This window comes from Pseudoxanthomonas sp. GW835-FHT14C01, from assembly GCF_058793715.1.
In genome coordinates this window covers 524,218-534,729 of the sequence record NZ_JBXAGB010000001.1, presented here as the reverse complement: position 1 = coordinate 534,729, position 10,512 = coordinate 524,218, and the positions used below count along the sequence as shown (strand labels likewise).

General features: G+C 68.3%; 9 protein-coding genes. 2 read left to right on the top strand and 7 right to left on the bottom strand.

Annotation, left to right across the window (positions count from 1 at the left end; genetic code table 11):
* Positions 1-208 precede the first annotated feature (208 nt).
* From AC1Q5B_RS02355 to AC1Q5B_RS02340, 4 genes are all read right to left on the bottom strand, one after another.
* Positions 209-1,591, bottom strand: coding sequence for an aldehyde dehydrogenase family protein (locus tag AC1Q5B_RS02355; RefSeq protein ID WP_492630136.1), 1,383 nt, complete (start codon positions 1,589-1,591; stop codon positions 209-211).
* A 52-nt stretch (positions 1,592-1,643) separates the two neighbouring features.
* On the bottom strand, positions 1,644-3,299 hold the full coding sequence (locus tag AC1Q5B_RS02350; protein WP_492630135.1) for an acetolactate synthase large subunit: 1,656 nt from the start codon (positions 3,297-3,299) through the stop codon (positions 1,644-1,646).
* 438 nt (positions 3,300-3,737) lie between these two features.
* Complete coding sequence (locus AC1Q5B_RS02345; RefSeq protein ID WP_492630134.1) at positions 3,738-4,592, bottom strand: MBL fold metallo-hydrolase; 855 nt, start codon at positions 4,590-4,592, stop codon at positions 3,738-3,740.
* The gene (locus AC1Q5B_RS02340) at positions 4,589-5,377 is read right to left on the bottom strand and encodes an MBL fold metallo-hydrolase (protein WP_492630133.1); all 789 of its coding nucleotides are present in this window, start codon (positions 5,375-5,377) and stop codon (positions 4,589-4,591) included. Before AC1Q5B_RS02340 ends, AC1Q5B_RS02345 begins: the two co-directional genes overlap by 4 nt.
* A gap of 162 nt (positions 5,378-5,539) precedes the next feature.
* On the opposite strand from AC1Q5B_RS02340, the gene gcvA reads away from it, so the two are divergent.
* Positions 5,540-6,463: a transcriptional regulator GcvA gene (gcvA, locus tag AC1Q5B_RS02335; RefSeq protein WP_492630132.1), complete on the top strand. Its 924-nt coding sequence runs from the start codon at positions 5,540-5,542 to the stop codon at positions 6,461-6,463.
* A 249-nt stretch (positions 6,464-6,712) separates the two neighbouring features.
* The gene (locus AC1Q5B_RS02330; protein WP_492630131.1) at positions 6,713-7,078 is read left to right on the top strand and encodes a gamma-glutamylcyclotransferase family protein; all 366 of its coding nucleotides are present in this window, start codon (positions 6,713-6,715) and stop codon (positions 7,076-7,078) included.
* Between the two features lie 62 nt (positions 7,079-7,140).
* Here the strand turns inward: AC1Q5B_RS02330 and AC1Q5B_RS02325 are convergent, their stop codons facing one another.
* From AC1Q5B_RS02325 to AC1Q5B_RS02315, 3 genes are read right to left on the bottom strand one after another with little or no spacing between them, the layout of a single operon-like run.
* Positions 7,141-8,079 (bottom strand): N-acetylglucosamine kinase, encoded by a 939-nt coding sequence (locus AC1Q5B_RS02325; protein ID WP_492630130.1) that lies wholly within the window; start codon positions 8,077-8,079, stop codon positions 7,141-7,143.
* On the bottom strand, positions 8,076-9,233 hold the full coding sequence (locus AC1Q5B_RS02320; RefSeq protein ID WP_492630129.1) for an SIS domain-containing protein: 1,158 nt from the start codon (positions 9,231-9,233) through the stop codon (positions 8,076-8,078). Before AC1Q5B_RS02320 ends, AC1Q5B_RS02325 begins: the two co-directional genes overlap by 4 nt.
* On the bottom strand, positions 9,220-10,509 hold the full coding sequence (locus AC1Q5B_RS02315; protein ID WP_492630128.1) for a D-tagatose-bisphosphate aldolase, class II, non-catalytic subunit: 1,290 nt from the start codon (positions 10,507-10,509) through the stop codon (positions 9,220-9,222). The genes AC1Q5B_RS02320 and AC1Q5B_RS02315 overlap by 14 nt, the downstream gene beginning before the upstream one ends.
* Between the last annotated feature and the right edge of the window lie 3 nt (positions 10,510-10,512).

Genomic DNA, 10,512 nt, shown 5'->3' with positions numbered 1-10,512 from the left:
ACATCTGGTCGACTCGCTTCCAGAGTGGACCAGTCGGGTCCGTCATCCCGCGCAGTTCTGGCCGCAGTTCCATGCGCTGGTACGCGAGATGGAGATCGAATGCGGTCCGCGGGAACGGGCCGAGCTTCGGCGCCGCGTCGAAGAACTGATCGACGTCCTGGTAGCGCGATTTTCCGACGGGTAGCCGATCCCGCGCCTTCCGGAGTGCTCAGCTTCTCCGCATCAGGATCATCTTTTCCTGGGTCATGTCGCGCATCGTGTACGGGATCCCGCCGGTGCCGTAGCCGGATTCCCTGCGGCCGGCGAACGGCATCCAGTCGGTGCGGAAGGCGGTGGGATCGTTGATCATCACCGCCGACGCATCGAGGCGGTTGGCGGCGCGCAGGGCGACGTCGATGTCCTGCGCGAAGATGCTGGCCTGGAAGGCCGTGGGCAGGGCGTTCGCCTGCGCGATCGCTGCATCGAGATCGCCATACCGATAGACCGCGACGACCGGACCGAAAACTTCCTGTGTCGAGATCCGCGCATCGGAGGGAGGGTCGAGCAGCACCGTCGGTTGCAGGGTCGTGGCGGAGAGGCGCGTGCCGCCGGCGGCGAGGGTGGCGCCGCCCTTGACCGCTTCCTCGATCCACGCGGCCACACGGTCGGCCTCGCGGGGCAGGATCAGCGGCCCGACCTCGGTGTCCTTCAGCGTGGGATCGCCGGTGCGGAGTGTTTCGACGCGTGCGATGAGCCGCTGCGTGAAGGCGTCCACGATATCGTCGTGGACGTAGATGCGCTGCGTCGACACGCAGACCTGGCCGGCGTGGTAGTACCCGCCTTTGACGATCGGCTCGATGATCCTGTCGAGATCGGCGCTGCGATCGACGATCGCCGGCGCGGCGCCACCATGCTCCAGCGCCGAGCGCGTTCCGGGCGCGAGCTTGGCATGCAGCGACCAGCCGACCCGGGCCGAGCCGATGAAGCTCAGGAAGGCGATGCGCGGGTCGGTCGCGAGCTGTTCGGCCAGATCGTTGCCTTCCGGCAGGAAGCTCTGGCACCACGGCTCGGGCAGGCCGGCCTCGTGCACCAGCGCCACGAACTCCAGGCAGGAGAGCGGCGTCGCAGCCGCCGGCTTGACGATGACCGGGCAGCCGACCGCAATGGCGGGCGCGACCTGGTGGACGATCAGGTTGAGCGGATGATTGAACGCCGAGATCGCCGCGACGATGCCGAGCGGTTCCTTGGTGGTGAACGCCCACCGGTTCTCCGCGGCGGCCGACAGGCCCATCGGGATTTCCCGTCCGGCGAAGTTCCGCAGTTCGTCGGCGGCATTGTGGACGCCATCGATCGCGCGCGTGGTCTCGACGATGGCGTCGGGCAACGGCTTGCCGCCCTCGCGCGCGATCTGCATCGCGAGATGGTCGCGCCTGTTTTCCATCAGCGCCGCCAGCTTGCGCAGGACGGCGATGCGCTGGTGCGGTTTGAGCCAACCGTCGCGGTCCCTGAAAACGCGCTCGGCGGCCTGCAGCTTCCGCTCCAGCGCAGCCGCGTCTTCGGTTGCCAGTTCGGCGATCGGCGCGCGATCGAAGGCCTGCACGACGTTCAGCATGACGGGTTTCCTCTCGCTCCAGGGGACATCGACGGCATCGACGGGCGCTCCGTCACGCGCATTCCAGGTGGGGCGCGCGGTTGCGCAATTCGTCGACCAGGACGCGGGTGTTCTCGGAATAATCGATCGGTACATCGACCAGATGGACGCCGCCGCCGGCGAAGGCGGCTTCGAGCGTCGGCACGAGCTCCTCCACCGCCGTCACCCGCGATCCCTTCGCGCCATAGGCCTGGGCATAGCGCACGAAATCCGGATTGCCGAAGCGCATGCCGAAATCCTCGAAGCCGTCGACCGCTTGCTTCCAGCGGATCATGCCGTAAGCGCTGTCGTTGAGGATGACCACGACCAGGTTCAGTCCGAGTCGCACGGCCGTCTCCATCTCCTGCGAATTCATCATGAATCCGCCGTCGCCGCAGACCGCCATGATCCGGCGGTCCGGATACAGCAGGGCGGCCATCATCGCCGACGGCAGGCCGGCGCCCATCGTGGCGAGCGCGTTGTCGAGCAACAGTGTGTTGGCCACGTGCGTACGGTAATTGCGGGCGAACCAGATCTTGTACATGCCATTGTCGAGGCAGACGATGCCGTCGTCCGGCATGACGCGGCGGACATCGTGGACGAGGCGCTGCGGCGTGACCGGGAAGCGGTCCTCTTCGGCACGGTCGTTGAGGCGCGCCAGGATCTTCGTCCGCAACTCGAGCATGCCCTCGTCCGTGGCCAGCCTGCCGTCGAGGCGCGCACCAAGCGCTTCCACCGTACTCGCGATGTCGCCGAGCACCTCGATGTCCGGATGGTAGACCTGCTCGACCGTAGCCGACTGGTAACCGATGTGGATGACCTTCGGTCCGCCGGCGTCCTTCATCAGGAACGGCGGCTTCTCCACGGTGTCGTGCCCGATGGCGATGATCACGTCCGCGCGCGCGACGGCCTCGTGGACATAGTCGCCCTCCGACAGCGCGGCGGTCCCCATGTACAGGTTGGAGCCACCGGCGACGGCGCCCTTTCCCATCTGGGTATTGAAGAAGGGCAGGCGCGTGCGCGCCACGAACGCCGACAGCGCGTCGGCGAGCCAGGGCCGGCTGCCTGCCGCACCGATCATCACCAGCGGTCGCCTGGCGGCGAGGATGGCGTCCGCCGCCCGGTCGAGCGCGGCGGGGTGGGCGAGGGGACGCTCGATCGGATGGACCGGGATGACCGGTGCGCGGTCGACCTCTTCGGCGGCGATGTCTTCCGGAAGTTCGAGATGCACCGGACCGGGTCGTTCCTCCATCGCCACACGGAAGGCATCGCGCACCGTCGCGGGAATCGCCGCCGCGCTGACGATCTGGCGCGTCATCTTGGTCAGAGGCTTCATCGACGCGACGATGTCGACGATCTGGAAGCGCGCCTGCCTGGCGCTCATCACGGCCTTCTGGCCCGTGATGAGGATCATCGGCCAGGCGCCCAGGTGGGCATAGGCGGCGCCGGTCGAGAAATTCAGCGCGCCCGGGCCGAGCGTGGCGAGGCAGACGCCGGGCCGGCCTGTGAGCCGTCCATGCGTGGCGGCCATGAAGGCCGCGGCCTGTTCGTGGCGGGTGAGGACAAGCTCGATGCGCGATGTCCGCAGCGACTCGAGGAAGTCGAGGTTCTCCTCGCCCGGCACCCCGAAGATGCGGTCCACGCCCTCGTTCTCAAGCGCGTCGACCAACAAGGTTGAACCCTTGCGCATAGTGTCGATCCTCATGGCAGTGAATCCGTCGGAACGCGATGACGTCATGCAGGGGCCAGTCTAGCAAGCGGCGCGTGAGGCGCCACGCGATGCGCCCCGTCCGATCGTGTGGGGATATTCGCGGTCACCGTCTGCGGCATGTCTGCAGCGGCGGAACGACGCACTCCTTCGGAATGCAGGCCGGCGGACGCGCATGACCCATCAACAGTCAGGATGCGCGAACCCCCGCTCCGCCGACGGAACATGACGCTGCACGAGGAATCCGGCCACGCTGCCGCACAGCGAAAACATGCCGGCGTGGCGCCCCTGGCAGATCGAGCGGGATCAGCGCCATCAGCAGGGAGGCTCCGCCGAAAAGCACGAGCTCGTCCGGTGGGACCCCCGCTGCGGCGCCTTAGCCGGACACGGGCGACGAGCAGGCCGGGAAGGGCGCTGGATTCAAACCGGCCAGCCCAGCCAGTCGCCCGGTGCCAACACCTGCACCTGGAGCGATCGCTTGCGTGCCGCACGGCGCAGGTCGCCGATGGGATCGGCGACTTCCACGTACTCCTTCATCCCGCTCACGCCGTAATGGATCGGCACCAGGGTCCGCGCGCCGAGGATGCCGGCGGCGGCAACGGCCTGTTCGGGCGTCAGCACGCCGGGCTGGTCGCTTACGGGTTGGCGCCATCCGAAGCGCGCGCCGTTGACGGGCAGGAAGACGGCATCGAATGGACCGAACTGGCGGCCGATGCGCCACCAGTGGCCGTGCCAGAGCGTGTCGCCGCCATGGAAAATGCGTCGTCCGCCAGCCGTCACCACCCAGGAGACCTGGGTGTCGCCGTACCCGTCCGCCGCCGGAACCGGCGTGGCGGTGAAGTCGCCCAGCAGTTGCGGCTCCCAGAGCGGACTGGGGCGTGCGCGTACGCCATCGGGCAGCGACAGGGGAGGAATACCCGTCGGATGCGCCAGCACGCCGCCGCGCTGCAACGCGGACGCCGCTGCCCGAATGTCGAAATGGTCCGTGTGGACGTGGGTGACGAGCACGCTCGTGTCGCCGACCGTGTCAGCCACCGGCACTAGGGCGTCGGGAAGCGCGTAGCCCCAGGCGTCCGGGTTCACCAGAGGATCGATGAACAACGTTGCGGCAGGGAGCTGCAAACGGATGCCGGCCCACGCCAGGCGCTGGATACGCAGCGTGGCGGGCGATGGCGACGCCCGCAGCGAGGCGGGAAGCAGCGCGGCCGCCGATGCGCCGGCGAAGCCCAGGAGCAGGCGCCGGCGGCTCGCATCGTCCGGTATCCCCTTGCTCATGCGGCCCGCCTCGCCGAGGCGAGCGATGCATCCAGTGCGAAAATCGACTGCGCGACAATGGCGTCCAGGTTGTTCGCATGCCACTCCCGCTCGAAGGCGGTCGGCTCCACGCCCGGTTCCAGGCAGTCTTCGATCCTGACCGATGCGATCCGGTGCGGTACCTCGACGGCCGGGGAGTCCACGCGGATGCGGACGACGCTTTCCTCGATCCGTCCGAGGTAGCGCAGCGCGTTGTCGAGCACCGGCGCATCGAACGCGCCGATGTGGCCACCCACCACTCTGCTTCTTCCGAACTGGCGGAGACGGCCGATGGCGGCGCGCTGCAGCACGGGATCGGCTTTCGACAGATAGACGATATTGCCGACGATGTTGTCGCCCGCGAAAGCGAGGTCCGCCGTCGGCACGTCGACGCTGAGGTGATCCATCGTCTTGCCGGGATTGAACAGGAAGCGGAGCTGATGCCGTCCCCAGCGCAGCGCCATGTTGTCGAGGACGAGATCGGGCTCCCGGTAAAACCCGGCGACGGGCCGGTGCTGCGAAAGGAACGTGTGGCGGTGATGTCGATGGGCCATGACCAGCGCCTCCGGAAACCGGGCAAGCCCGGCCATGTGGTCGCTCATGAAATGGGTGGTCGCGATCAGCCGCACGGTCAGGCCCCTCTGGTCGCAGAGCACGGTGCGCAACCAGCGCGCATCCTCGTCGCTGCCCAACGCATCGATGAGCAGCACGTTGCCGCCATCGATGAACGCGGTAGCGACCGACTCGTAAGCGTCGCCCACGAACATCACGACGTCAGCGCACATTTCTTCGATTCGCACGATGGAATTCCCGGTAAGAAGGTCCGCATCGTGGACGCGCGGAAGCGCGGCGACAAACGAATTGTTTTCGCCTTCGCCTTACAAAAACTAATGCGATACGATGCCGCGATCGGTTTTGCCGGAACCTCCGTGAAGCGACGCCACGCCGCATCTCTCAATGCCCTGAGGACGTTCGAGGCTGCCGCACGCCACCTCAGCTTCGGCGCGGCGGCCCAGGAGCTGTTCGTGACGCCGGCCGCCGTCAGCCACCAGATCAAGCATCTCGAGGCTTACCTGGGCATCGCGCTTTTCCAGCGGAACCACCGCGCGGTCGCGCTGACGCAGGAAGGGCAGGCGTTGGCCGACGCCGTGGGCGCGCTGCTCGCGCAACTGGACGTGGCGCTGGATCGGGCCATGTCCAGCGCATCGGCGGAGGTGCGGGTGACGACGATGGAATCCTTGGCGGCGAAGTGGTTGGCGCCGCGCCTGCATCGCTTCCATCGCGCCTGGCCGGATGTCCGCGTGCGTATCGTCACCGGCGACGACCACGCCGATTTCGTGCGTGAGGGCTTCGATGTGGGGATTCGCTACGGGCCGGGCGGCTACGCAGGCGTCCGCTACGAAGCCTTGATGGATGCGCAGGTATTCCCGGTGTGCGCGCCGTCGCTGCTGTCCGATGCGTCATCCCCGCTTGTCCGCCCGGACGATCTCCGGCATCACACGTTGCTGCATGACGACAGTGCACGCGACCGGCCCGGCGTCCCGTCGTGGCCGGACTGGCTGTTCGCGGCGGGCGCCAGCGGCGTGAACGCACGCCGTGGTCCGGTGTTCGCCAGTATCTATCTCGCCCAGGAAGCCGCCATCGCAGGTCATGGCGTCGCACTGGGCGTCGCGCCGCTGGTGGAAGAGGATCTCCGCCAGGGTCGACTGGTCCGGCCGTTCGCGACGATATCTGAGAACGCCTACCGGTTCTGGACGATCCGGCAGGCCGGACGGAAAGCCGAGGGCGCCGTGGATGCGTTCTGCCAGTGGCTCCAGGAAGAAGCGTCGCGCACCACCTGCCCCGCTTCGTGAGGGACTCGATCCGTCGCCATCGCCGGTGGGTGGTCGATCATCCGGCGCCGCACGCACGGCATGCGGTGGTGTCGATCTTGCGGAAGATCGAACGCGTCCTGTCAAAAGATTCAATCCGCACGGACAGTGCGGTCCGCCATACTCCGGTCACCGAACGCGCGACGTTGTGCGTACATGCGACGCGGTCAGTCGGGTGGTGACGTGTCAACGACGTCCCTTGCCCGTGTCGCCGACAACCCGGGAGCCGCTATGGTCGATCGATTGTTCGTATACGGCACGCTGGCGCCAGGAAGGCCCAATGCGCATGTCCTTGCCGCCGTCCCGGGAACATGGGAACGGGCGACGGTGCGCGGCCGGCTGGTCGATGGAGGCTGGGGTGCGGCGCTCGGCTATCCGGGGATTGTTCCGTCGCGGGACGGCGAACCTGGCGACGCCGTGGACGGATTCGTCTTCAGTTCACCGGAACTGCGGACGCACTGGCATCGCCTGGACGAGTTCGAGGGAACAGGTTATCGGCGTGTCGTCGTGAAGGCCGCGCTCGAAGACGGTCGGATCGTCGACGCACACGCCTATGCCCTGACGCGTGACGGGACGGTCATCGACGAAGCGTCCTGACGCCTCGAGAAGCGCATGCGGCACGACGCAGGCCGCGCCCGCGGCACCTGTTGCATGCCGTCTCAGTGCGCAGCGATGAGCCGTGCATAGAGCGCGGCACCGTAGTGCGGCTCATGCAGCGGCGTACGCAGTTCGAACGAGGGTGATGCCGCCTGCAATGCGTGGGCGAACGGCTGCATCAGCAGATCGCCGGCGCTGAAGGCACCGCCCGAGTAAGACACCGGGATCGTTTCGCCGGCGGTGAAACCGAGGCGGTCGCGGATCGCGATGACGATGCCGGCCAGCTCCCGCCCGGCGCGCGCGTAGATGTCCAGCGCCGCACCGTCGCCCTGTCGTGCGGCATCGGCGACGATGCGCGACAGCTGCGCGATCTCGGCGCGCGTGCCGACGTCCGGTCCGTAGACGCGCGCGCACAGGTCCAGATCGTCCGCCAGGTGCAGCCGCTCGTTGACCAGCGCATGCAGCGGGCCTCTCGGCAGGCGCCCGTCGCTCATCCTCGAGTACGCATTCAGTCCCTGCACCGCGATCCAGTAGGCCGAGCCCTCGTCGGAAAACGCTTCGCCCCAACCGCCGCCGCGCGCGCCGACGCCCTGGCGCTGGCCGTAGCCAATGGAACCTGTGCCGGCGACGATGTTGATCCCGTCGCCGCAGGCCAGCGAGCCGGCCCAGCCGCAGACCATGTCGTTGTCGCAGCGGTAGCGGGCATGGCCGAGCACCTGTGCCGGGATCGCGTCCAGGCGCGCCGTGGCCTGCGTGTCTTCGCCATGCGCGGGCAGGCCGAAGAAGGCGTAGGCGAGTGCGCCGGCGTCGGTTGCGTTCACCTGCGCGAGCACGGACGCGATGCCGTCCGCGAGGATCCGCTGCACGCCGTCGAGACCGACTTCGGGGTGGTACGTCGTGCCGGTCTGCGCCTGCGCGAGCAGCTCGCCATGGTCGTCCATGAGCGCGAACCGGGTCTTGGTTCCGCCGCCGTCGACGCCCAGGTAGAGACGGTCGGTCATGGCACCGAGTGCAGACGGACGCCCTGCACGACGCGGTTCACCGTGCCCTGCTTGTTCGGATTGTCGGGCGACAGGCCGAGCGCGCGGGACACATGGAAGGCGAACATCTGCGCGACCGCCACGTAGGGCCACAGCAGGTCCACGTCCGCGGCGCCGGCGAGCAGAGGCACGGCGATGGTGTCGGCCGCGGCGTCGGCGCGCGGCTGTGCACTGACCTCGATGACACGGCCGGCGACGCGGTCCTGGCGCAGTTCGTCGATCAGGTCGTGGTCGTACCTGCGCGTGAGCGGATCGTTGGACACGAACACGACGACCAGCGTGCGCGCCTGCAGGAAGGTCTTGGGACCATGACGGAAGCCGAGCGGCGAGTCGTAGCAGGTCGCGACCGCGCCGTTGCTCAGCTCGCCCAGCTTCAGCGCCGCCTCGCGTGCCAGCCCCTGCATCGTGCCGCTGCCGAGATAGACGACGCGCTCGTACCCGGCCAGGGCCAGTGCCTGGGTGGTCGCGCCCGCGCCGTCGATGACCTGCGCGGTGGCGCGGCTGATCGCGGGAAGGCGCGACGCCAGCTGCGGCGCGCCGACGAACGCGGCCAGCGTGGCGTACATCATGCAGCTGAAGCTGGAAGTCATCGCGAAACTGGCGTCGTGCGTCTCCTCCGGCAACTGCAGCGTCAGCAGGTGGCGCGCCTGCACGCGGCCGAGCGCGCCGTCGGGATTGCAGGTCACCACCAGGTGGCGGGCGTCGGCGACGATGGACTCGACCAGGGCAACGGTTGCCAGGCTTTCCGGACTGTTGCCGGAGCGGCCGAACGACACCAGCAGCAGCGGCTGCGCCGGATCGAGATACAGGTGCGGCGCACTGACGATGTCGGTGGTCGGCACGGCGTCCACGCGCGCCGGCAACTGGCGATCGAGCAGTGGCGCCAGGCACTGGCCGATGTAGGCCGAGGTGCCGGCACCGGTGAGGATCACCCGTGCACGTGGATCCTGCGCGATGGGTCCGACGAAGGCTTCGACCTGCGCCTGCAGGCCGGCGAGCAGCGCCTGCGTGCGTTCCAGCATCGCGGGCTGCTGTTCGATCTCGCGCGCGGTCCACAGCGCGCCCGCGGCGAGCAGGTCGGATTCCGGGATGCCGAGAGGATCAGGGGTTTTCATGGGGATGGCAGGCATGATGGTAGTCGTCCAGGACGGCACTGACATGCGCGATGGCCAGCGACTGCGGATCGAGCGTCGCGCGGCCGTGGCGGAAGGCATGCAATGCATGGGGGAGGTATTGGTTGACCAGCGGGATTGGCGGCGGGTCGGCGCGCAGGTTGGCGAACAACCGCGCGCGCGCGTCCTCGATCACCGGATCGGGCCAGTAGTAGCGGATGCGGTCGCTGAGGCTGTACTGCAGGTCGATGTCGAGTGCGGCGCCATCGCCGTGGTAGTAGCGACGCCAGTGCTGCGGATGCTCGTGCAGGTGTCGCAGGGCGACGTCGCGAAGGTTCGCGCGCCTGTCGGCGGCGATCCAGTCGCGCTCGATCGCATCCAGGGCCCACAGCGCTTCGCGCAAGGCGAAGGTCAAGCCGGGCCCGACCTTGAGGATGGCGAAGTGGTCCCGCACCAGCGCCTGCAAGGCCTCGCGCGTCTGGTAATCCGTGGAATGGGCTTCGTACACCATGCCGGGCAGCGGCACGATGGCCTCGCTCAGGGTGCGCGCCTTCGCCGGCACGTAGTCGACGACGGTGTGGTGGTCGAACTCGACGCCGGGCTGCACGACCGATGCGATGACGCGATCCCATGCATCGCCCAGGCCGGCGGCGTGGAACGCATCGCGATGCGCCTCGATGGTCGCGCGCGCCGCGGCCGGCGTGGTGGTCTCCAGTCCTTCGATGGCTTCGGTGGCACCGCCGGGAACCGGCACCTCGGTGCCGATCACGTACACCGGCGCTTCGCCGCCCGCCGTCGCGTACGCCGCTTCCGCGGCACGGCACAGGCGCACCGCGCGACGGACGATTTCCGCTTCGGGCAGCGGCGAGGGATCGCCCGCGCACGCCATCGAACAGTCGAGGTGGATCTTGCGGAAGCCGGCCGCGACATACGCCGCGACCATCACTTCGGCCTTGTCCATCGCCGCGTCCGCATCGAGCGCGGTCCACGGATTCGGCCCGAGATGATCGCCGCCGAGGGCGATGCGTGCGGTGTCGAAGCCGACCTGCGCGGCGATGCCGTGCACGAAGGCGACGAAATCCGCCGGCGTCATGCCGGTATAGCCGCCGTCCTGGTTGACCTGGTTGCAGGTCGCTTCGAACAGCACCAGCGGCGATGCGTTCCGCGCCGCGTGCCGCAGCGTGGCTTCGATGACGATGGGGTGCGCCGAGCAGATCGAGGCCACGCCGATGGCCTGGCCTTGCTTGTGGCGTGCGATGAGGTCGAGCAGGGCATGCATGCG

Excerpts from the sequence above, each read along its gene's own strand:
- AC1Q5B_RS02315 (WP_492630128.1), bottom strand. The coding sequence starts at position 10,509 with ATGCATGCCCTGCTCGACCTCATCGCACGCCACAAGCAAGGCCAGGCC.
- AC1Q5B_RS02350 (WP_492630135.1), bottom strand. The coding sequence starts at position 3,299 with ATGCGCAAGGGTTCAACCTTGTTGGTCGACGCGCTTGAGAACGAGGGC.
- AC1Q5B_RS02325 (WP_492630130.1), bottom strand. The coding sequence starts at position 8,079 with ATGACCGACCGTCTCTACCTGGGCGTCGACGGCGGCGGAACCAAGACC.
- AC1Q5B_RS02355 (WP_492630136.1), bottom strand. The coding sequence starts at position 1,591 with ATGCTGAACGTCGTGCAGGCCTTCGATCGCGCGCCGATCGCCGAACTG.
- AC1Q5B_RS02340 (WP_492630133.1), bottom strand. The coding sequence starts at position 5,377 with ATGTTCGTGGGCGACGCTTACGAGTCGGTCGCTACCGCGTTCATCGAT.
- AC1Q5B_RS02345 (WP_492630134.1), bottom strand. The coding sequence starts at position 4,592 with ATGAGCAAGGGGATACCGGACGATGCGAGCCGCCGGCGCCTGCTCCTG.
- AC1Q5B_RS02320 (WP_492630129.1), bottom strand. The coding sequence starts at position 9,233 with ATGAAAACCCCTGATCCTCTCGGCATCCCGGAATCCGACCTGCTCGCC.
- AC1Q5B_RS02330 (WP_492630131.1), top strand. The coding sequence starts at position 6,713 with ATGGTCGATCGATTGTTCGTATACGGCACGCTGGCGCCAGGAAGGCCC.